This window comes from Rhodospirillaceae bacterium (assembly GCA_002746255.1).
Taxonomy (GTDB): Bacteria; Pseudomonadota; Alphaproteobacteria.
Genome location: NVWO01000001.1, coordinates 249,357 through 271,608, shown reverse-complemented (window position 1 = coordinate 271,608; position 22,252 = coordinate 249,357). Strand labels below are relative to the sequence as shown.

Here is a 22,252-nt window from a genome sequence, read left to right as displayed (position 1 = left end):
ATGACAAACCAGTGCACGAAAAGAACCGGATACGATCCATCCAAATCATGGAGGAACGATCAATCTCGGCGCTCCACCCTTATACCGGCAACGCACGGACGCACACCAAGCGCCAGATCCGACAACTCATGAACAGCATTACGCGATTCGGCTTCACCAACCCGGTGCTTGTTGCCGAAGACGATACCATCGTCGCTGGCCATGGCCGGGTTATGGCGGCAAAACGCCTTGGAATGACCCATGTTCCGACGGTCCGCCTCTCACATCTAACAGCCGCTGAGCGCCGAGCCTATGTGATCGCCGACAATAAACTGGCACTGAATGCTGGCTGGGATCAGGATTTGCTCGCGATTGAGTTGCAGACTCTGATTGACCTCGACTTCGATGCGGAGTTGACCGGGTTTTCGCTTGCTGAAGTGGATTTGGTGCTCGACGCTGCCGGCGAACGCGACGTAGCCGGTCCGGATGGGCCGACGGATTCGGTGCCACCGTTTCCGGAAACGGCGATCAGTCGGCGCGGCGATGTCTGGCAATGCGGCCACCATCGGGTGCTTTGCGGCGACGCACGCATTGTTGCCGATTATGACGCGCTCCTGGACGGCGAGACGGTCGGTGTTATCTTCACCGATCCTCCCTATAACGTACCCATTGACGGCCATGTGTGCGGTCTTGGTCGCGTACGCCACCGCGAGTTTGCGATGGGTGCCGGTGAGATGTCCGAGGAGGCATTCACTGCTTTCCTGACGGAGACGCTCGGGGCGGCGGCCAAGACCTGCCGGGACGGCGCAATCGCATTTGTGTGCATGGATTGGCGCCACATGGGCGAGCTGCTGGCGGCGGGGAAACAGGTCTTCGCCGAACTCAAAAACCTTTGCGTCTGGAACAAGACCAATGGCGGCATGGGGACCTTTTATCGCTCAAAGCATGAGTTGGTTTTCGTATTCAAGATTGGCGATGCGCCTCACGTCAATACCTTCGGTCTTGGCGAAACCGGGCGCTATCGCACCAATGTCTGGGATTACGCCGGCATCAGCAGTATGGGTGCGAACCGGGATGCAGAGCTGGCGATGCATCCGACGGTCAAACCGGTCGCGCTCGTGGCCGACGCCATCCGGGACTGCTCGAAACGTGGCGATGTCGTCCTCGACTGTTTCGGGGGCTCTGGCACGACGCTGATCGCCGCCGAAAAATCCGGCCGTTATGCGCGGCTCCTGGAATACGACCCGGCCTATTGCGACACCATTGTGCGGCGTTGGGAGATTTTCACCGGCAAGCAGGCAACGCTCGTTGCGACGGGAGAGCGCTTCGAGGATGTCGAAGAACGACGGACACGCGATTGGGTGGAGACGGAGCATGTGGCATGAGCAGAAATTCCGATCGCCGTCCTGGGAAGGGAGCGCCTCGCATCAAGACCAGCAATCCGGAATCCACGGACCGGCTGCAGGACGCCGAACACGAAGTCGGCTATGGTAAGCCGCCCAAACACACGCGCTTCGTCAAAGGCCAGTCAGGCAATCCCCGCGGTCGGCCGCGGAAACCAAAACCACGACCGCCACGACTGTCCGACGCCCTTTCCGACAAGTTCCTGGAAGAGGAGGCCTATCGTTCTGTTGCGCTGCGTGAGAACGGAAAGGGCATCAAGCTGCCCGCCACACAGGCGGTCCTGCGGGCTCTTGTCATGGGCGCGATCAAGGGAAACCGACTATCCCAGAAATATTTTCTGGAACATGTTGCACGTGAAGAGGAACGAAACCTTGAATACAAAGTTGCGCGCTATACCCGGATGGAGGCTCTCAAACGCACGGGCGAGCAGAAGCTTGCCGGACATCGGCGCAGGGGCCTCCCTCCTCCCGACCTCCTGCCGCACCCCGAGGACATCGTTCTCAATCCGGTAACTTGCGAGGCCTATGTCAGTGGGCCTGAGACTCCGGAAGAGGTGCACTTTCACAAGCATATTGTGCAATTACGCGACCACGTCCTGCTGCGCTCCGCGCATGATTCTGAACGCCCAGAGAAAGCCTCTGCCAAATTAAAAGATGACGCCATCTGCACTTATATGGTCCTCGCACAGCTCCTCAATCAATCCCTAGCTCGCCGCTATCGCTGGCTGGATAATGCTGAGTTCCATCTCTTTATAGAGTATCAATTCATGCCCCGACGAAAACGCGAGCAGCGTATTGCCGCCGAGTTTGCGCAGCTACAGGCGACGAGACCCAGACCGTTGCATATCACTCCCGAGGAGGAATGGGAGATGGATCGTATCTTCCGTAAAAACTTTGCGAAGGGTGCACGTCCCTCACCAAGCTGAGCGGCCTGGAATGCAAAACGATGGTTCAAAGCAGGAAGCCGCCGGAAAAGGGAGTGTCTTTTAAACGCAAAGGCTATCACTTCGATGTCTACGCGGGGCGGTAAGTGACGTAATTATTAATCCTTCTCTTTGATGGGGCTAAAACCTCATGTAGCTTCGACCAGTAGATTGCTGAATGCCGGGGGCACAACATGACGCGCGCCAAGAAAAACTCAAAGAATAACAATGGAGCCAATTTGGGCTTTGAAGCACAGCTGTTTCTTGCCGCAGACAAGCTCCGTGGAAATCTGGAGCCTTCCGACTACAAGCACGTCGCCCTTGGCCTGGTCTTCCTGAAGTACATTTCCGACGCCTTCGAGGCCAAGCGCGCCGCATTGCGCGGCGAGGAACTCGCGGACCCTGAGGACCCCGAAGAATATCTCGCCGACAACATCTTCTGGGTGCCGAAGGACGCCCGCTGGTCGCATCTTCAGGCCAATGCCAAGCAGACGACGATCGGCAAGCTCATCGACGACGCTATGCTCGCGATCGAAGGCAACAACGCCTCGCTCAAGGGGGTTCTGCCCAAGGACTACGCACGCCCCGCGCTCAACAAGATCATGCTCGGTGAGCTGATCGACCTCATCAGCGGCATTGGCATGGGCGAGAAGGCCGACCGTTCCAAGGACATCCTTGGCCGTGTCTATGAATATTTCCTCAGCGGTTTTGCTGGCGCTGAAGGCAAGCGCGGGGGTGAATTCTACACACCACGTTCCGTGGTTGGGCTACTGGTCGAGATGCTGGAGCCTTACAAAGGCCGGGCATATGACCCGTGCTGTGGCTCCGGCGGCATGTTCGTCCAGTCCGAGAAATTCGTCGAAGAGCACGGTGGGCGCATCGGCGACATTGCCATCTATGGGCAGGAGAGCAATTACACGACGTGGCGGCTCGCCAAGATGAACCTCGCGGTGCGCGGCATCGATGCCGACATCCGCTGGAACAACGAGGGCAGCTTCCACAAGGACGAATTGCCGGACCTCAAGGCCGATTACATCCTCGCCAATCCGCCCTTCAACATCTCCGACTGGGGCGGTGAGCGCCTGCGTGAAGATTTGCGCTGGAAATTCGGCGTCCCGCCGGTCGGCAACGCAAACTATGCGTGGCTTCAGCACATCATCCACCACCTGGCCCCGAACGGCATCGCTGGTGTGGTGCTGGCCAATGGCTCCATGTCCTCCACCCAATCCGGCGAGGGCGATATCCGCCGCGCCATGGTTGAGGGCGACGTGGTGGACTGCATGATCGCTCTGCCGGGGCAGTTCTTCTATTCAACTCAGATTCCCGCCTGCCTGTGGTTTCTCTCCCGCAACAAGAACCCCAGCGCGGCCTTAAGCAGCGGAGCGGTAGGACAAAAAGGAGTCTGGCGTGACCGGCGCGGGGAAGTGCTGTTCATCGACGCACGTAAACTTGGTGCTCTGGTGGACCGTACCCGTAAAGAGTTCTCAGAGGAGGATATTGTCAAGATCGCCGACACCTATCACGCCTGGCGTGGTGAACCAGACGCGGGCGATTACGAGAACATTCCCGGCTTTTGCAAATCCGCGACTCTGGAAGAGATCAAGGTTCACAACCACGTTCTCACGCCAGGTCGCTATGTCGGCGCAGCGGATATGGAAGATGACGGCGTGCCGTTTGAGGAGCGGTTTGCGGAGCTAAAGGAAACGCTGGAGGAACAGTTTTCCAAAGCCGAGGAGCTTGGCGCGCTCATCCAAGCAAAGCTAGAGGTGGTGAGCGCTAATGGATGAGTGGGCACAACCGACGTTCTTAGAAGCGCCTATTGAAATCATCGATGGCGACAGGGGGGTAAACTACCCAAAGCAGGCGGAATTTGCTCCGAGCGGCCATTGCTTGTTTTTGAATGCTGGAAACGTGAGTTCTACTGGCTTTAAGTTCTCCGAATGTTCGTTCATTAGCGAAGAACGCGACAACCTCTTAAGAAAAGGAAAGCTCAAGCGATACGACAGTGTTTTGACAACGCGAGGTACAGTGGGAAATGTAGCTTTCTATGATGATTCCATCCCTTTTGATCATGTGCGTATCAACTCTGGAATGGTAATTTTTCGGCCAGATCAACCAACAATCGTTCCGCGTTACTTGTACTTATTTTTGAGGTCGCGCCTCTTTAGGAACCAAGTCTCTGCCCTGACCACAGGAAGTGCTCAACCTCAACTTCCTATTCGTGACATACATAGAATTCATATTCCTCTTCCTTCGATTTCCGAGCAGCACAACATCGCAGAAACTCTGGGGTCCCTCGACGATAAGATCGAGCTGAACCGGCGGATGAATGAGACGCTGGAGGCGATGGCGCGGGCGATCTTCAAGGACTGGTTCGTCGATTTCGGCCCCACCCGCGCCAAGGCCGAAGGCCGCGAACCCTACCTTGCTCCGGATATCTGGGGCCTGTTTCCCGACGCCCTCGACGATGACGACAAGCCGGTGGGGTGGGAGCTTGGATGCCTAGCCGACGTTGCGGAATCTCCAAGGCGAGGAATCAGCCCTACCGATGTTTCCGAGGAAACACCTTACATCGGCCTTGAACACATGCCCCGCCGCTCAATCGCTCTAACGGAATGGGAGGGTGCAGGCAAAGTCACGAGCAACAAGTCAGTTTTCAAGAGGGGCGAATTTCTGTTTGGCAAGCTGAGGCCTTACTTCCACAAGGTCGGGGTCGCCCCCTTAAGTGGTATTTGTTCCACCGACATTGTTGTTCTCACACCCAGGACGGCTGACTGGTCCGTCTTTGTGCTGGCGTGTATCTCAACCGATGAATTCATTGCTTACACCAACCAAGCCTCAACGGGCACGAAAATGCCGCGCACGAGTTGGAAGGCTATGGGCCAGTATGGGCTTTGCCTACCGCCGGAGCTTGTTATCTGCGCCTTCCAGAACACCGTGCAACCGATGATCGACCGGATCATCGCAAACATTCACGAGAGCCGCACCCTCGTCCAGACCCGCGACCTGCTTTTGCCAAAGCTCATGTCCGGCAAAATCCGCCTCCGAGAGGCTGAAGACGCTGTGGAGGCCGTGGCATGAGCGAAGCTGTTTTTGGTCTTTTAGGGGTTTTTATCGGAGCCTTACTCACTTTGATAAAAGACGCGTGGTCAGACATGAGGATGCGGGCGCGGCACGCCAGGTACCTCTCCGTGCGTATTGCTTGCATTCTCGATAGGTATGTCAATGAATGTGTCGAGGTTGTCCAAGATGATGGCGGCCAGCAAGATCAGGAAGGCTGCCTTCATCCTCAAATTTCGCTACCAGCGCCTCTGATATATCCTGACGATGTTGACTGGAAAAGCATTGATTGCGAACTGATGTACGTGCTCTTGACGCTCCCAGGCGAAGCTGAAGCTGCAAACCGTTCGATTGCATTTGTTTGCTCTGAGGTAGCTTTTCCACCTGACTATGAAGAAGTCTTTGAAGAACGCCAGCATCAATATGCCCGCCTTGGCTTAGCGGCCTCGGATTTGGCGCAAAGACTTCGAAACGTATACAATATCCCTGCCCAAAACCCCGGTGGCTGGAACCCTAGCCAATATTTAAGGAAGAAAAAGGACAAAATCGACCAAGCGCGGGCAAACTCCGCCTCCGCAATGTCGTGAAAGTTGCGGAGGCGGTGACATGAGTATGTGGCTGACACAGGCTGACGCGGATGCTCTTTTGGCGCTCGAAAAGCATCGAGTTGATGAGGAACGTCGGCGACTTCCTGACCTTGGCGGTGGGATAGTCGTTCCGCTCGTCTCGCATGATGAATCTGAGAGTTTCCACCTTGATATAACTCGCAGCCGGATCAACTTGAACAAAGGGACGTTTCAGAATCGTGCCCGAACAACAATCATTCTCGCTCGGCTTGATTTTGGTGGCGCTCCTCATCGCAACCCGGACGATGAGGAGATTGGTTGTCCGCACATCCATCTTTACCAGGAAGGTTACAACGACCGTTGGGCATATCCGATCCCGACGGATCAATTCCCTTCCATCGCTGATCCTTTCCAATCGCTTCAGGATTTCCTGCGCTACTGCAATGTCACCCGGCCACCTCACTTTGAACCAGGGCTCTTCACATGAACGAGATAGAGAAACTGGTCGAAGGGTATTGGCGCTGGCTTCGGGACAAGACGGCTATCCGTCACATTAACAACTGGGCCGAGATTACGACCCCATATCTGGACCGCCATAACGATTACATTCAAATCTACGCGCGAAAGCACGAAGGCGGCTATCTCCTTACAGATGGAGGCGAAACACTCTTAGACCTTTCTCATTCGGGCTTTTCCCTCGAAAGCCCGAAGCGGCAGGCAATCCTCAAGTCGGTGCTCAATGGGTTCGGCATTGAGGAGAGCGATCACCAACTGTGCGTTCATACAAGTGCGGACAACTTTGCGCTTCGTAAGCATAATCTGATTCAGGGCATTCTATCCGTCCACGACATGTTTTACCTGGCGTCGCCTACGGTAGAGGCGCTTTTCTTCGAGGACGTGGCGGCCTGGCTCGATCTTTCTGAAATCCGGTTTACACCGAGCGTGAAATTCACCGGGAAAACCGGATTCGATCACATGTTCGATTTTGTGATCCCTAAATCCCGGATTGAGCCGGAACGGATAATCCGTGCGATCAACAATCCCAACAGGAACACGGCACAGAACCTGATTATGGCCTGCCTCGATACACGTGAAGTCAGGCCTGAGAACTCCGTTTCTTATGCGTTCCTGAATGATAACGAGCGTGCAATATCGAGTACCGTTACCGATGCGCTGAAGAATTATCAGATTATGCCCGTTCTCTGGAGCCGCCGCGAAGAAATCCGCGAGAAATTGGCAGCATAGGGGGCATTATGGGTCGTTTCACAGAAAGTCATGTTGAAGAAGCAGCGCTGGAATGGTTCGGCGGACTCGGGTATGAGATTTTACACGGCCCCGACATCTCCCCGGATGGCCCCGCGCCGGAGCGCACCAGCTATGACGACGTGATCCTGTTCGACAGGTTCCGCGCCGCCCTCGAACGCCTGAATCCGCATTTGTCCCCCGACACGCTGGAAGAAGTGCTGCGCAAGGTGCAGCAGACAGAAACCCCATCGCTCATCGAGGAAAACCGCCGCCTGCACCGTTTTCTGGTCGAGGGCGTGCCCGTCGAGGTGGCGCGCGAGGACGGCAGCATCGGCGGGGATACCGCTTGGCTGATCGACTTCGCTGATCCCGACCGCAACGACTGGCTGGCGGTCAACCAGTACACGGTCATCGAGAACAAGAACAACCGCCGCCCGGACGTGGTTCTGTTTATCAACGGCCTACCCCTGTCTGTCATTGAACTGAAAAATCCCGGCGATGAGAACGCCACCCTCGAAGGGGCCTTCAACCAGCTCCAGACATACAAGGACCAAATTCCGTCCCTTTTCCGCACCAATGCGGTGCTTGTTACCTCGGACGGGATTATGGCGCGTGTGGGTTCTCTGACCGCTGACATTGAGCGCTTCATGCCCTGGCGTACTGTGGACGGCTCCGAGATTGCGCCGAAGGGCGAGCCGGAGCTTGGCACCGTCATCGAGGGCGTGTTCGAGAAAACCCGCTTTCTGGACCTCATCCGGGATTTTACCGTGTTCGGGGATACTGGCTCCGGCCTGGTTAAGATCGTGGCTGGGTATCACCAGTTCCATGCCGTACGCCACGCCGTCGAGAGGACGATACAAGCGTCGAGCCCGGACGGCGACCGTAAGGTTGGTGTGATCTGGCACACCCAGGGCTCCGGCAAGAGCCTGCTTATGGCTTTCTACGCCGGGCAGATCATCGCGCACCCGGACATGGGCAACCCAACGCTGGTTATTATTACCGACCGCAACGACCTGGACGACCAGCTATTCGGAACGTTTGTTATGTGCAAGGCGTTGCTTCGGCAGACGCCCAGCCAGGTCGACAGCCGGGAAGACCTGCAAAAGGTCCTTACCCGGCCTTCCGGTGGCGTGATATTCACGACTATCCAGAAGTTCTCGCCCGAGCGGGGCGAGACAGACTATCCGGTGCTCACCGACCGCCGCAATGTCGTGGTGATTACCGACGAGGCGCACCGCAGCCAGTACGGCTTCAAGGCCAAGGTCGCGCGCGATACCGGAAAAATCTCTTACGGCTTCGCCAAATATCTGCGCGACGCTCTTCCGAACGCCTCGTTCATCGGGTTTACCGGCACGCCGATTGAGAAGGACGACGTGAACACGCCGGCCGTGTTTGGCGAATACATCGACGTGTATGACATCAACCGGGGCGTCGAGGACGGCGCAACGGTGCCGATCTACTACGAGAGCCGTCTTGCGCGCATCGAACTGGACGAGGACGAGAAACCGCACATCGACGACGAGATTGCGGAGATTGCAGAGAATGACGCCCTTGACGAGCAGGAGAAGCTCAAGCGCAAATGGGCGAGCATCGAGGCTGTCGTCGGCGCGAAGAAACGCCTTACCATGATCGCCCAGGACCTCGTGCGGCATTTCGAGGACCGGGTGCAGGCCATGGACGGTAAGGCGATGATCGTTTGTATGAGCCGCCGAATTTGCGTGGCGCTCTATAACGAGATCGTCAACCTGCGTCCCGATTGGAACAGCGACGACGACGAGAAGGGCGTCATCAAAATCGTCATGACAGGGGCGGCGTCCGATCCGCCTGAGTGGCAGCCCCATATCGGCGGGAAGGCGCGCCGCGAGTTGCTTGCCAAACGCGCCAAGGACCCGGACGATCTGCTCAAGCTGGTGATTGTCCGGGATATGTGGCTGACTGGCTTCGACGTACCCTGCATGCACACCATGTACATCGACAAGCCCATGCGCGGACACGGGCTCATGCAAGCGATTGCCCGCGTCAACCGCGTGTTTCGCAAGAAGTCCGGCGGGCTGATCGTGGACTATATAGGCATTGCCCAGAACCTGAAGGCCGCCCTCGGTCAGTATTCCCAGAGCGACCGCAAGCAGGCGGGCATCGACATGGCTGAGGCCGTCGCGGTCATGCTGGAGAAGCACGAGATTGTTTGCGACATGGTGCACGGCTTCGACTACAGAGCCGGGCTGACCGGATCGCCGCAAGAACGGCTTGGCGTCCTTGCCGGGGCGATTGAGTGGGTTCTCCAGATGCAGCAGCGCGAGGCTGCGAAGGAAACAACGGACGAAGATAAGAAGCGGGCGCATCGCCGTTTCAACGACGCCGTGCTGGCTCTCTCTAAGGCGTTTGCGCTTGCCGCCGCCAGTGACGAGGCCCGCGACATCCGCGATGAGGTCGGCTTCTTCCAGACGATCCGCGCCGCGCTCGCCAAAAGCGTCCCCGGTACTGGCAAGACATCGGCTGAGCGGGATTTTGCCGTTCAGCAAATCGTCAGCCGCGCCGTCGTCTCGACGGAAATCGTCGACATCCTTGCCGCCGCCGGGGTCGAAACCCCGGATATCTCTATCCTCTCGGACGAGTTTCTGGCCGAGATTCAGGGGATGGAGAAGAAGAACCTCGCCATGGAGGCGCTGCGCAAGCTGCTCAATGGCGAGATACGTTCACGCAGCCGGGTCAACGTCGTGCAGACGCGGGCCTTCTCCGAGCGGCTTGAGGACGCCATAGCACGCTATCATACCAATGCTATCACGGCGGCCCAGGTGATCCAGAAACTCATCGACCTGGCGAAGGATATTCGCGCTGCGCATCAGCGAGGTGAGGAAGAAGGGCTTAGCCAGGAGGAAATCTCCTTCTATGACGCCCTGGCCGAAAATGAGAGCGCGGTCGAGGTGATGGGCGACGACAAGCTCCGGATTATTGCCCACGAGCTACTGAACAGCCTCAAAAGCAACGTCACCGTGGACTGGGAACATCGTGAATCATCACGCGCCCGCATGCGCGTGCTGGTCAAGCGCATCCTGCGCAAATACGGCTACCCACCCGACCTTCAGGACGCCGCCGTGCAGACAGTCTTGCAGCAGGCTGAGGTGCTTTCGGAGAGGTGGGCGGGGTGAGTTCGGAAAAACGAATAGCCCGAGCGCTGCTATACACAGAGCTTGGCAAGAGCTGGCTGGTCCAGTTTGGTTCAAGCGATAAAGACATAGCTGAGAAGATTGATGCAAGCCTTACGCTTGTTTCCCATTCGGAATTCGAACGTGCCATACAGTCGTCATTGGAGAAGACGGCTTCCGAGAACGATCTGCCAATTGCCTTTTATGCTGTTCGCGAGGTCGATAAACAGAACTCGTATTTTGAACAGTATACGAACACTACGACCGGAAATATCGACGCGCTCGTTCATGGCAGCGATCACGGAAGCGAGGCGCGGATAGCAGCTATAATCCGGAACTACTCCAAAACAGATTCAAATAAACTGCTAAATCACCCCAGCCTGCAGGAGCTGCGGAATAAGAAGTGTCGAGCCATTGTTTTCGTCGATGATTTTATTGGTTCTGGAAAACGAACATATGAATTTATTGAATCTTTCTGGAACGACCCGACATTTGTTTCTTGGCTTTCGCTCAAGTACTTAAAGATCATCGTTGTTTCTTTCTCCGCCACCGAGCGGGGAATGAAACACGTAAGCAAACACAAGGCGAAGCCCGAGGTCATCGTCGAGCGCAGTTGCCCGACCTTCAGGAATATGCCCTGGGGACAGGCGCTGAGGAATTCCGTGCTTAATGTTTGCAAGCGGTATGGACGGCGTACCAGCAGGAGCCACTTCTGGGATGGCTATGGACATGAATCGGTTGCCTTGGTGTTTGAGCATGGTTGTCCAAACAATGCACCAGCGATCCTATGGGCACCCATCAAAGGAAAAAAGCGGTGGGAACCGTTGTTTCAAAATCGCGCGATATTGGCGGGTGAGCAATCAGTTTTCCCCCTGAGATCGCACGTGGTGACTCACTTGTTACGCTTCTTGATGTCGGACAGAAGAAGCTGGCAAAGAGCAGCAAGCTGAGCCAACGCGGCGAGACAGGTTAGGTGATCCTTCTTATTCTCGCCCTCATTGCCAAGGGACAGAGAAAACAAAGCGCCCTGAGCTTTGCAACAGGGCTGAACCGCGAAAGCTGTACTGAGATCATCAATCGATGCATTAAGTGGGGGTTTTTAACACAATCGATTCGTTTGACAGTTCTCGGACGTACCGAGCTTGCAGCCGCGAAAGATCAGGGGAAAGTTTACGGGGGCGTCCTTGCAAGGGGCGACGAATATTACTTTCCCCAACAGTTGAGGAGGGCCGCACGTGGCTAGTGTAAGCAGGCAACAATGTTGCCGCAGTCGCCATATTGACGGCTGTTGGGGCGTGGAGTTCCATTGCCCTTTGGGAAAGCCTACGCATGACTGGAGATTGCGCACGCTGCCTCCTTCCATCGTGGGCCTCGGGTCGCCAGCGCGCGCAGTCGCCGTGCCGGCACCACCGGAGTAGTCTACGTGTGGTCCCCTCATCAATATAGGGCAGAGGCGAAGAAGAAGGGCTTAGGCGACGACACGATTGCAACCGCTATTGAGCAGATCGAAGCCGTCGAGTCGGGTGAACCGAAGTTACCAGCCATTCTCTCGCTCAACCACTTGGCTACCCGCGCAAAGGTGCCCTACCAATTTCTGCGCAGCGTCGTTCAGCGTTCCAAGATCGATACATACCGGAAATTTTCGATCCGAAAACGGTCAGGCGGAAGGCGTTTCATTCATGTGCCATCGCCTTCTTTGAGCCACGTTCAGAAATGGCTTAATAAGTATATCCTCCAGATATGTTCCCGTTCACAGTTGCAGCTTTGCGTTTGCACCCGGCGGATCCATTTTTTCATGTGCGAGCAGGCATTGCGGGGCGCAATGACTCATTAAAATGGATGTCACCAGCTTCTTCGAATCAATATCGGAGATCCAGGTGTTTCGTGTTTTCAGAGCACTGGGTTACCAACCGCTGGTGTCATTCGAACTTGCTCGGATAGTAACGATCGGTCCAGTGGATCGAAGCCCGCGCCATAGTGATCCGGTTTGGAAGGTCAGGCGCAGAAATGAGAAAATTCCTGCCTATTCGACGGGTGTACTGGGTTATTTGCCTCAAGGGGCTCCTACGAGCCCCATGCTCTCAAATCTCATCATGACGCCAATTGATACGCGGATTTCCGATGCTGCCAGAGAAGCAGGACTGACGTATACGCGCTATAGCGATGACCTGACCTTCTCGACACCGGAGAAGAATTTCGGTCGGTCCACTGCATCGTCCTTTATTCATACCATTGAGGAAATTTTGTCATCGGCGGGCTTTCGGACCCAGCATAGAAAGACAAAACTGATCCCTCCGGGGAGCAGAAAAATCGTACTTGGCCTGAATGTGGGTGGCCCTAAGCCAAGTCTGCGAAGGGAGTTCAAAGACAATCTCCGCCTTCATATTCACTATCTGGAAAAATTCGGTCCGACTGAACATGCGAAGGCTCGGGAGTTTGATACGATATGGGGTATGAAAGCCCACCTGCGCGGACTGATTGATTTCGCAAAGATGATTGAGCCTGACTACGCGACGAAACTTTTGCAACGGTTTAAGAACGTAAATTGGCCTTATTGAGACCCCGCATGCGCAGGGATCAACCGATCTTGCCTGGCAAGTATCACGGCACGCTCATATATTGTCGCAAAAAAGCCCCGGCGGGGTCGGCCCGTCGAAGCCAACACCGGGACTTTATGGAAGGCCGCCGACCGACTGTGTCCCGATGCCTGGCGCCGATTATACCTCTTGTACTCCGAAAGACCTACCTTCCAAAAACACAGTTCACAAGCAGCCATTATCTGTCTTGGAGGGTGCAACGTTAAACAATCCGTTCCCCACATGCGCAGAGATCAACCGTTAAAGCTCGAAAAGGGCATCTTGACGGTTGAGCAGTCGCCACGCCCTGATCAATTCCGCAAATCATCCTGGCGCGCGTCTAGCCACGCCACCATCTCTTGATAAAGAGCCTCGTCACTAGTCAAACGCATGGCGGTTGCAACAAGAATTGCCGCTCCCTCCGGCATTTCATCGTGTTCGTCGGTGCTAGGCAGAAGAATCTGGTAGCCATTTTCTTCGTCATAGGTGACAGCCACCTGATGCGCTTCAAGAAGCGTCGGCCCGCCCATTTCTACAACTCTTTCTTGATCTGTCTTTTCCATCGCGCATTCCTTCGCCGTCAATTCTGGAAACCACTAGCACTATAGCTTTTGTGTGGCTCAAACCGGTGCGAATGTTCCCACACTAGGAATCGCCCGTGCGATTGCCAATTACTTAACGTGTCAATGCCCCGACACCTGGATGATGATTTGGAATGCTACGTTATTTATTCAGCCGTAGACTGAAAACTGAGTATTTCAACGTAACTCGTCATTGGTTTTTATTAATAATAGTATACGCTCTCTTAGTTATATAGGTATCAGCCCAATGCGATCATCGATTGGCGCTCGGCAAACGTCTCAAGAGGATCAAAACCAGTCATAGCCAACTTTACAGTGATTGACGGTTCGGACTTTAGTGAATTGAAATTCAAGGTCTCAATGCTGGGCTCTCCCTGCATCGTGATCTGATAAATTCTAGAATTCCGGGAGACAGAGCGCACCGTTATGAACACCCCTCCGCAATCAAAGCCCCGTTTGAGGATTGTAGCCCAGCATATTGGGCCGATCATGAAGCTTGATCAGTTTCTTTCGTCTGAAAAACAAAACCTCATCTTCGCGCGCAATGGGTTTGGGAAATCCTTCCTTGCAAGGGCCCTGAGGCACCTTGATGGTGCGGCAAACACCAAGGTTAAAGACAGTGAGGTGCCAAATCTTCTGGTTTCAGAAGAGTCCGTTTCGGGAACCGGAATTTTCAATCTGTTTGAAGACACAACTAAGATTGGAGGCATGGAACTATTCAAGAGTACAAGCACTGTCACGCGCTCAACACCCGCGTATATTTTTCACGTTTTCTCAGAAGATTACATTGACGAAGAATTGCGCAACAAGTTGGAGGAGCTTGATGGCAAAATTACTCATGAAATCATCATCGGAAAGGAAAATGCCGATCTTGATGTCCTCCAGAAAAAGATAGAGGACAAGCAATCTACTCTTTCGAGAGGCAAGGAGGAAATTTTCACCTCATTCAAAGCAGCGCAACTGAAACTAAAACAGGATTTCAATATTACGGGTTCTTTGGGAACTTATAAGGCTCTCAATGCGGGCTGCTATTTTCTGGACTCGCCCTATACCGCTGATGGAAGTGCTGAGTCAGTCGAAGTCCTTCTCACCCAATACAACAAATTCAAATCTTTGCCATCAGACCCCGATTTACCGGTCGCCGTAAATTTTGATTTCTCGGTCAACTCCGAAACGATTAACGGGGAGTTGGCAAACATAACCAACCTCTCCACTGTCGCAGATACCTTCAAGACTAAAATCGTATCTGATGAAGCCTTTTTCGAGTCAGGGCTAAAGATGCTTAACGCCGATCAAAACAACTGTCCGTTCTGCACTCAAGAAATTGGAGCTTTAGCTGCAACCGCTATCGACGCCTATAAGGCGTACTTTGAAGACGAAGAGGCCCAGCATAGGAAGCGTATTGACGGGCAGTTGAAACATGTTCAAGAGCAACAGAAGTTGATCGCAAACGAGAGAGAAGCAATTCTCAAGAGCAACGCTCGTTTCGATTCTCTGAAAGCATATTTTTCTACAATGAGTAACGTACAACTGGTTGATGTTGATGACAGTTTGGACAGCCTGGGCGCCTTTCTCGTCGCCCTTAATAAGACGCTGCAAGACAAGACTGATCAGCTCGACCGGCCATTGAATATGCCCAATGCTGACTATCTTGCGATCGCGACGTCAGTCAAAAATCGCTGCGAAGAAAACAACAAACATTTTGCCAAACTGGCATCCCTAGCAAGCAATTCCGGCGAAGAACGGCGATCTCTTCAATCTTCGGCATGCGAAGCGCTCACACAAAAATTCGCGACAGACAATTCGGTGGAAATAGAAGCACTCCGCAAATTATCTGCCGAAATACCCAAACTCCAGATGAATCTGACAGCCTTAACGAATAACTACGGTGAAAAAGCCTCGGCAAGAGAGCGTGTAGCCGATACTTTTTCGATGCTTCTGCGCCGCTTCTTTCAGGATAAATACTCCTTCGATAAGTCTAACTTCAAGGTCCGTCGCAACAACAAAGAAATGCTTCGCGGCGGCGATCGTACTCTGAGCGATGGTGAAAAATCAGCAATGGCGTTTTGCTATTTCATCGCGCAGACCCATCTACGCGTGGAGTCTAACGACGATTACAAGAAAATCTATTTCGTATTTGACGATCCTGTCACGTCAATGTCTTTCGACTACGTGTACACGATCATCACGTGCCTCAAGCTACTTCGGATAGGGGACGATGGAGAGATAGAATTCAACCTAAAGAGTAATCCTCACAAGCCGAAGATGCTAATTCTCACGCACAACAATCACTTTTATAACGTCGCTTCGACCAACAATATAGTGAAAGCGGGTGCCCTATATCAGTTGGTCTCTGGCTCGGCTGAGCATTTTCTGCGAAGCCAAAAAGCCTTTGCAACTCCCCACATGCTTCAACTGAAAGACGTCTATGACGTCAGCGAGAAAGCGGTGGAACCAAATCACACTACTGCGAATTCAATTCGCTCCGTAATTGAGGGTATGTGGAAGTTCTGTTGTCCTGATAAAAATAATTTTGGGGAATTCGTGAAGTTTCTCAATGACGAACATGAGATCGAAATAAAAAGTGTCCTCATACAAGACCTCTGCCATGGAGGAAAATTTAGCGATGCGCCCCACATAGAAGAAGATATTCTTTTGGCATCGAAGGAAGCCATTTTAGTAGTTAAGAAGTTCGCACCTGGACAGCTTTCGGGACTAGAAACCTAAACCCGCATTTTCCAAGTGACCAAACTATTTGATGCGGTTTGCATCTGATTCAGACATGAAAAACAGAGGCTTTTAGTCGTCGTAGGCTTCTATGCCAACGTCACCACATGGACAGACGTTCCCAAGGTGCTGCGAGCAATATCCACTAAATGCTGGTGGTGGGTGAAGAACAGCACCTGCGTCTTCTGCGCTAGTTTGCCGAGCACCTCAAAACCCGCAGCGGAACGATCGTCGTCGAAGTTGATAAATAGATCATCGGCAACGAAAGGTAATGCATCGGCGCGTTCCAGATAATCTCCGATCGACGCCAGACGAAGTGCCAGATATAGCTGATCCGCAGTTCCGGTGCTCATACCCGGCACTCGTACAACCTCTCCATCGGCCCTCAGTCCAGTTAAATGTGCCTGATCCTGATCGTCGTAGGCGACACGTAAATCACTGAACGACCCTCTCGTTATCGTTACGAAAAGTTCTCCAGCACGTTTGAGGAGAGGTGCCTGCTTCTCTCGCCGATAGCGATCAATAGCCCATTGCAGCAATATCGCCGAAGTTCGCACGCGCACATAACGAGTGGCCACCTCTCGCATTTCTGCAATGGCTTCCTGCCGAGTTGCGGCGGCTAGTGCTGCAGAATCATCGCCCCTAATTGCCTGAAACGCTTCTCTAGCCAGCGATCTGACTTCAACAGCAGTGGTCAGCTGCTGCCGCAATGCATCCAATTCAGTGGCAATAGATTCTTCACGCGCGGCGACGTGGTCCAAGTCGATTTCATCGCATTCCTTCTCCAACTCATCAACCGCCAGCCCATCTCCTTCTTGCTCCATTGTTTGCAGGTTTTCAGCCACCTTGCCTTGCAGTTGGCGCAGCGCATCAGAACTTTCAATTGCCGCCTTGAGCGCCTTCGCGTCATCCACACCTGCAGCTTCCTTGAAAGGGATCAAGGACTCCATTGCCTCATGCCGGCTTTCTTTCATAGCCGTAATCTGATTTTCGAGACCGTCCACCTCTTCCGACTTGCTTTTATGAAGCTCCTGAACACGTTGAGCCTCTGCCAATCGCATTTCAATTTTGACTACGGCCTCATCTGCTGGTTTACCTAGTAAGTCCTTAGCCACTTGCTGGACAATCTCAGCGACCACACTCTCGAAATCGGCGACGTCCCGAACTATTTTATCGATGCGATCATGACGCAGTTGAGTGACCTTACCCGCCCAGTCGCGCATTTGATCTATTACTTCAATCTGTGCGCCGACCGCGTCTGAAAGCAAATCGGCAGCTAAACCAAGTTCCCTCAGGGCCATGGACCACTGTCCCTGCCACTCTGCCCATGCCTTTTCAGCACGGTCGTGATCGCGCTCACATCGCTCCGCCTCATCTTCCGCATCCTGCACACTTTCTTCCAACTGAGCCTCGCCCTGGGCCGCAGTTTCTTGCTCGCGCTGCACGTTAGTTGCTCGTTCCAAAACTACCCGAAGGATGTCGTCCTCCAGAGGGACGCGATCGACATCAAGGGCTGCCAGTTCCGTCAAAAGCCTCTCTTTCGATTCATGCTCTTCCTTGCGTTGGATTTTCAATCCGCCGTTCACGTCAGCGCGCTGTTCAACCGCTTTCAGTAGTTCGCTGCGTGCATCTAACCAATCCAACATGGCGTCAGACTCCAAGGGTTCGAACGGCGCGGTTTTCCACATGGCTTGCCAGTCGGACTTTAGCTGCTCTTCCTCTTTTGTGAGCGCCAGTTCCTGTTTCAGTTGCTGGTCGAGCAGTTCTTTCTGCTCGTCAATAATGCGGGACATTTCCACCAACCGTCCGACCGCCTCGGCATTATCAAATCGCTGGTTAGTGATTTCATCAACCAATCGCATCGCAGGTTCAAAGGCTGCAGGTAAGTTTTCAAGCTCATCGGCGTAGGCCGCATGTTCCTCATCTGAGATAGGGACATTTTCGATGTGCTTGAGCTTCACCAAATTCCAGAGCACGTCGCGATGGCGTCGCGCATCCTCCAGTTCATTACTAGTAAAGGCGCGTTCGTTGCGAACAGTGCGCTCGAAAGCCTTTCCTGCGCGGTCCGCTTCGCGCTCAACTGCTTCAGTCTTTTGGTGCGCCTCTCGGAAGTGCCGATCCCAATCCTGAACCTTATCGCGGTGCTTTTGAACCCCCGCACGTGGCGGCACTTTTATCTCTGCCGCGTCATTTTCATTAGGAAGCACCGGATTCATTGAAGCAAGCAAACGATCAACACGCTCCTGTGCCTCAGTGGCCTGTTGCTCCGCAAGCGCAACTCGACCGGCAATGTCGCCGCTCTCACGCACCGTCTTTACGACCGCCGCCAATCTGGAGACGTCGATCACCTCACCCATTTCGCCAAGGCGATCGCGGAGTTTGATTAAATCGGCTTGAGCCTCATCCAACGCTTGAGTGCTTTTCGTTACGCTTGCAGCCAACTCACCGCGTTGCTCAAGCAATGAACGTACGACACCGACCTTAGCCCGCGCCGGAATGCGGGAAATCAACGTATCGACATCATCCTCCAACCAGCCTAGTTCTTTCGCCAAAGCTCGCAATTCGGAATCTGCAACATCGAGTTCGGATTGGCGTTTTGGCAGATCAGCCTTTTCGCGACGAATTTCGATTCGGCGCTCATGAAGCTCGCGCATATCATCCGCCCGCAGCACAAGCATTTTGTCAAAGGTAAGAGCTTTCAGATCCTGAGTTACCTGCTCCAGTTGACCGAGGAGAGTGTCGATCGCTGCAGAAGCTTTCGTTTCATTGCGCTCCGCGCTTTCGAGAACCTGACCGGCTTCCTCTGGAAGCAAGACAACCTCTCCAAGGGCGTCGAGCTGTCCATCCAGTTCGGTCTTTATGCGGACGTAGCGATATATCCTACGAATGCGACTAAGGCGTTTCCCTTCGGCGGATACCTTCTCAAAATTCCCCTCAACCTCAATGTAGGCCTCATCAGCCGTTTCGTAAGCGCGCTTTAGTCCCTGCCATTTGTTCGCCGTGAATGTGTGCTCCCGCAGTTCTTTGTCGGCCTCCTTGAGCTTATCTTCTGCCTGGGTAAAAAGCCGGCGCGAGGCTCTTCTCGCTCCCCACAGATCGTCAGCTTCCTTCGACAAGTCCAAGAGTCGATCCCGCAGGCCCGCTACGCCGGCTCCTGCGGAAAAGAGCATCTGGCCAATTTCGTCATTCGCCTCCAAAATTTCACGGCCACCTTCTTCGAGACGCACGTGATCGAGACTAAACATGCGTTCAAAAAAAGATCGATCCGCGTCAACCAAAAATGATCTTAACGCCCCCTCACCACCAGCTAATGGCAGGTCGTCTGGACCTAGAAGGGTACATTTCGTTCCTTTTCGTCGGAAGACCTCGAGTGATGACCTCTCACTCTCAAGAACAGCGCCAATGCGCATGTCCGAATAATCATGCAAAAAATTATAGGGCGAGTGCATCGGAATACCGAACAGCAAGTCCTCAATCGCGGCGAGTGCCGTGGATTTGCCAGCTTCATTGGGGCCGAAAATAATATGAAAATCGGTCTCATCGGTAGGCAGCTCAACAACTTTTTTCGTGAAGTGCCCATAACGAAGAAGATCAAGGCGTCGCAGCCGCACGCTCAGCCCTCCTTCATTGTTAGACGAGCTGATAGGTAGGGCGTAACGTCTGCGATCAGCCCGGCGTGATCGCCCTCAATTGCCGCCCTTAGCGCAACATCTTCAACATCGGCGCGCACTTCATGAGGCAACCGTCGAACTATCTCGCCGATATCCCTGTCGAGTTGCTCTATAAGGTTTGCATCAGCACCGGCCTCTCGAAGCATACGCTGTAAATCGCCAATAGCGTCTTCACGATCAGCCCTGATTTGCAAATCGATCAACGGTTCCGTCTCAATTACGACCTTCTCCACCCACGCTATGTCTTCGCCCAGCCCCAAGGCACTGGAGCGCGCCTCGGCGAGAACATGATCCCCAGTGGCCAAAAGCTGTTCGTGGAATTCTGTGTGACCATGCAGCTGCACCCGGCATACCAACAAGCGTCCCTCGCCAAAATTGGTCACAGCATTTTCAAGCGCATCCCGGATCCGATCGAAAGCTTCGCCCACACTGGCGACGTCTTCCAGTTCAACCGGCACCACAGACCATCGCACCACATCGCTGTGGAGAGTAGTAAGATCATTGATCTCCCCATCTTCCACCGAAACCAGGCATGCTCCTTTGCTGCCGGTCTCGCGAACGTGGCGTCCCTGAAGGTTGCCAGGGAAGACAATGTGCGGTCGCTCATGTAGCACCTGAGCCTGATGCACGTGACCCAACGCCCAATAATCGTAACCCTTGTTCACGAGATCACTAAGGTCGCAGGGGGCGTAATTTTCATGTCCGCCCATGCCACCGAGACCGGTATGCAGAACACCAATATTGAATTCACCCGCGCCCGGGTCTGGATAAGTCAGAGCGAGATTCTCGCTGATGTCTCGCTGTCGGAAGCTCTGTCCATGGATGACGACGTTCAACTCATCAAGCTTAAATGTCTCAGGTTTTCTGCTGCCGAAAACTTTCACATTTTCCGGCAAAACGAGGCGGCGAGTGTTCTGACTCTCTGCATCATGATTGCCGTAAAGCAGAAACACCGGAATTCCCGCTTTGTTAAGGCGACCCATTTGGTTGACGAAAAACAGGCCTGTTTTGTAGTCTCGCCAATCACCATCGTACAGGTCGCCTGCGATGATTAAAAAATCGACCTGTTCCTCAATAGCGCGGCCAACAAGTTGGTCAAAAGCCTCACGGGTCGCGCCGCGAATACGCTCAGTCAGACTACCCTCATGCCCAGACAACCCTTTCAAAGGGCTATCCAGATGAATGTCTGCAGTATGAAGAAAGCGAAACGAAGGCAATATCGTGCTTCCCTGTTCGTTAATTTCTCGTCGTCAGACCTTCAGCCAATTTGAGTCGTGCCGTAATTTCAACGATGTCTCTCGGGGGACATGCAAAGAGCCCCCCCCCCGAGAGTGCTTATTCCGCCCATCCTTAAGATGTTTAGACTATATGCTCGATGATTTCTGTAAATGAAAATTTAGGGAAATTTTCTACCTACACAAATCCACGGCATTGACACGTTAACTTCCGCGGTTGCCACGATTGGATCGTGACCCGGATTAGGCTGCAAGCCAACCTTGATTCCAGACAGTGAAAGTCTCGGCTTGAAATGCCTTGAATATACGTCGAGATAAAAGGTGGTGTTGGACGTAGAAGAGGTTGTAGACGGCAGCGTGAATCGACAGAAACCGTTGGGCCGATCCCGGCGACTTGAAAGTGCTGTTGTTTTTGTTCGCGTCGACGAACCGACCCCTGCCCTAGCCAGCTAACGACTTAACGTGTCAATGCCTTTAGCTCTTTTACCTTCGTGTTTTCCCCGCATGCGCAGAGATCATCCGATCTTGCCCGGCCGCGTCACGGCACGCTCGCATACCATTTCAAAAAGCCCCGGCGGGGTCGGCCCGCCGAAGCCAGCATGGGACTTTATGGGTAGCCAGCCGACCGGCTGTGTCCCGATGCCTGGCACCGATTATACCCCCTGTTCTCCGAAAGACCTACCTCCCGCCTTCTTTCGTCTGGACTCCTGCGTAGAAGGAAGCGGTACTGTCCGTCAACTTGAGGGGTGGACATCGTCTCTCCGCCCGCCCTGGCCGGCCTTGCCGGCGGGGCTTGGGCTGGTGGGAGGCCGCGCGAGTGGCGCGGCCCGAGATGGAGGACCACCGATGACCAAGCGGACCCCAAGCAAAACACGCAGCTACGCAAAGAAGAGCCCCGACAAGCGCTCTCGGAGGACCGATGCCAACCCCCGCCCGGGTGGAAAGCTCGGCCTAATCCTGGACCGGCTTGACACCAGGAAGGGCGCAACGATTGACGCTCTCATTAAGGCAACCGGTTGGCAGAAGCACTCCGTATACGGAGCCCTGAGCCGGCTCCGCACGCGAGGCTTCACCATCCGCCTTGAAGCCGACAAGGATGAGCGAAAGGTTTACAAAATCGCACCCGCCGAGGCATGAGTC

Annotated in this window: 16 protein-coding genes and 1 pseudogene; 13 read left to right on the top strand and 4 right to left on the bottom strand. The window is 54.0% G+C overall.

All coding sequences use genetic code 11. The features are described 5' to 3' along the window. Positions 1 to 47 precede the first annotated feature (47 nt). From COA65_01295 to COA65_01245, 11 genes are all read left to right on the top strand, one after another. The gene (locus COA65_01295; GenBank protein PCJ61764.1) at positions 48 to 1,364 is read left to right on the top strand and encodes a DNA methylase N-4; all 1,317 of its coding nucleotides are present in this window, start codon (positions 48 to 50) and stop codon (positions 1,362 to 1,364) included. Then, positions 1,361 to 2,308, top strand: coding sequence for a hypothetical protein (locus COA65_01290; protein ID PCJ61615.1), 948 nt, complete (start codon positions 1,361 to 1,363; stop codon positions 2,306 to 2,308). Before COA65_01295 ends, COA65_01290 begins: the two co-directional genes overlap by 4 nt. 191 nt (positions 2,309 to 2,499) lie before the next feature. Beyond that, the gene (locus COA65_01285) at positions 2,500 to 4,092 is read left to right on the top strand and encodes a DNA methyltransferase (protein PCJ61614.1); all 1,593 of its coding nucleotides are present in this window, start codon (positions 2,500 to 2,502) and stop codon (positions 4,090 to 4,092) included. Beyond that, positions 4,085 to 5,386 (top strand): restriction endonuclease subunit S, encoded by a 1,302-nt coding sequence (locus COA65_01280; GenBank protein PCJ61613.1) that lies wholly within the window; start codon positions 4,085 to 4,087, stop codon positions 5,384 to 5,386. Before COA65_01285 ends, COA65_01280 begins: the two co-directional genes overlap by 8 nt. Then, positions 5,383 to 5,952, top strand: coding sequence for a hypothetical protein (locus tag COA65_01275; protein PCJ61612.1), 570 nt, complete (start codon positions 5,383 to 5,385; stop codon positions 5,950 to 5,952). Before COA65_01280 ends, COA65_01275 begins: the two co-directional genes overlap by 4 nt. 19 nt (positions 5,953 to 5,971) lie before the next feature. Beyond that, a complete protein-coding gene (locus tag COA65_01270) occupies positions 5,972 to 6,418 on the top strand; it encodes a hypothetical protein (protein ID PCJ61611.1) in 447 nt (148 codons plus the stop codon). After that, entirely contained in the window at positions 6,415 to 7,176 is a 762-nt protein-coding gene (locus COA65_01265) for a hypothetical protein (GenBank protein ID PCJ61610.1), read from the top strand. The genes COA65_01270 and COA65_01265 overlap by 4 nt, the downstream gene beginning before the upstream one ends. A gap of 8 nt (positions 7,177 to 7,184) precedes the next feature. Then, positions 7,185 to 10,325: a DEAD/DEAH box helicase gene (locus COA65_01260; protein ID PCJ61609.1), complete on the top strand. Its 3,141-nt coding sequence runs from the start codon at positions 7,185 to 7,187 to the stop codon at positions 10,323 to 10,325. Continuing rightward, positions 10,313 to 11,272 carry a hypothetical protein gene (locus COA65_01255; protein ID PCJ61608.1) on the top strand — a complete coding sequence of 320 codons (960 nt, stop codon included), beginning with the start codon at positions 10,313 to 10,315 and terminating at the stop codon, positions 11,270 to 11,272. Before COA65_01260 ends, COA65_01255 begins: the two co-directional genes overlap by 13 nt. 473 nt (positions 11,273 to 11,745) lie before the next feature. Next, complete coding sequence (locus COA65_01250) at positions 11,746 to 12,156, top strand: hypothetical protein (protein PCJ61607.1); 411 nt, start codon at positions 11,746 to 11,748, stop codon at positions 12,154 to 12,156. Between the two features lies 1 nt (position 12,157). Next, on the top strand, positions 12,158 to 12,880 hold the full coding sequence (locus COA65_01245) for an RNA-directed DNA polymerase (protein ID PCJ61606.1): 723 nt from the start codon (positions 12,158 to 12,160) through the stop codon (positions 12,878 to 12,880). Between the two features lie 329 nt (positions 12,881 to 13,209). Here the strand turns inward: COA65_01245 and COA65_01240 are convergent, their stop codons facing one another. After that, positions 13,210 to 13,482, bottom strand: coding sequence for a hypothetical protein (locus tag COA65_01240; protein PCJ61605.1), 273 nt, complete (start codon positions 13,480 to 13,482; stop codon positions 13,210 to 13,212). A 423-nt stretch (positions 13,483 to 13,905) separates the two neighbouring features. Here COA65_01240 and COA65_01235 point away from each other — a divergent pair, with 423 nt between their 5' ends. Further along, positions 13,906 to 16,206: a hypothetical protein gene (locus COA65_01235; GenBank protein ID PCJ61604.1), complete on the top strand. Its 2,301-nt coding sequence runs from the start codon at positions 13,906 to 13,908 to the stop codon at positions 16,204 to 16,206. Between the two features lie 89 nt (positions 16,207 to 16,295). Here COA65_01235 and COA65_01230 read toward each other — a convergent pair whose 3' ends face one another. The 3 genes and pseudogenes from COA65_01230 to COA65_01220 all read right to left on the bottom strand — a co-directional run bounded on the left by COA65_01230 (position 16,296) and on the right by COA65_01220 (position 21,511). Then, on the bottom strand, positions 16,296 to 19,817 hold the full coding sequence (locus COA65_01230; GenBank protein PCJ61603.1) for a DNA double-strand break repair Rad50 ATPase: 3,522 nt from the start codon (positions 19,815 to 19,817) through the stop codon (positions 16,296 to 16,298). Between the two features lie 2 nt (positions 19,818 to 19,819). Next, positions 19,820 to 21,094 carry a DNA repair exonuclease gene (locus COA65_01225; protein ID PCJ61602.1) on the bottom strand — a complete coding sequence of 425 codons (1,275 nt, stop codon included), beginning with the start codon at positions 21,092 to 21,094 and terminating at the stop codon, positions 19,820 to 19,822. Between the two features lie 324 nt (positions 21,095 to 21,418). After that, positions 21,419 to 21,511: pseudogene (locus COA65_01220) on the bottom strand (IS6 family transposase). A 69-nt stretch (positions 21,512 to 21,580) separates the two neighbouring features. Between COA65_01220 and COA65_01215 the strand changes: the two are divergent. Next, positions 21,581 to 22,249, top strand: a complete 669-nt coding sequence (locus tag COA65_01215; GenBank protein PCJ61601.1) for a hypothetical protein — start codon at positions 21,581 to 21,583, stop codon at positions 22,247 to 22,249. Positions 22,250 to 22,252 lie beyond the last annotated feature (3 nt).

Excerpts from the sequence above, each read along its gene's own strand:
- COA65_01285 (PCJ61614.1), top strand. The coding sequence starts at position 2,500 with ATGACGCGCGCCAAGAAAAACTCAAAGAATAACAATGGAGCCAATTTG.
- COA65_01245 (PCJ61606.1), top strand. The coding sequence starts at position 12,158 with ATGGATGTCACCAGCTTCTTCGAATCAATATCGGAGATCCAGGTGTTT.
- COA65_01270 (PCJ61611.1), top strand. The coding sequence starts at position 5,972 with ATGAGTATGTGGCTGACACAGGCTGACGCGGATGCTCTTTTGGCGCTC.
- COA65_01275 (PCJ61612.1), top strand. The coding sequence starts at position 5,383 with ATGAGCGAAGCTGTTTTTGGTCTTTTAGGGGTTTTTATCGGAGCCTTA.
- COA65_01265 (PCJ61610.1), top strand. The coding sequence starts at position 6,415 with ATGAACGAGATAGAGAAACTGGTCGAAGGGTATTGGCGCTGGCTTCGG.
- COA65_01290 (PCJ61615.1), top strand. The coding sequence starts at position 1,361 with ATGAGCAGAAATTCCGATCGCCGTCCTGGGAAGGGAGCGCCTCGCATC.
- COA65_01235 (PCJ61604.1), top strand. The coding sequence starts at position 13,906 with ATGAACACCCCTCCGCAATCAAAGCCCCGTTTGAGGATTGTAGCCCAG.
- COA65_01295 (PCJ61764.1), top strand. The coding sequence starts at position 48 with ATGGAGGAACGATCAATCTCGGCGCTCCACCCTTATACCGGCAACGCA.
- COA65_01260 (PCJ61609.1), top strand. The coding sequence starts at position 7,185 with ATGGGTCGTTTCACAGAAAGTCATGTTGAAGAAGCAGCGCTGGAATGG.
- COA65_01280 (PCJ61613.1), top strand. The coding sequence starts at position 4,085 with ATGGATGAGTGGGCACAACCGACGTTCTTAGAAGCGCCTATTGAAATC.
- COA65_01215 (PCJ61601.1), top strand. The coding sequence starts at position 21,581 with ATGCCTTTAGCTCTTTTACCTTCGTGTTTTCCCCGCATGCGCAGAGAT.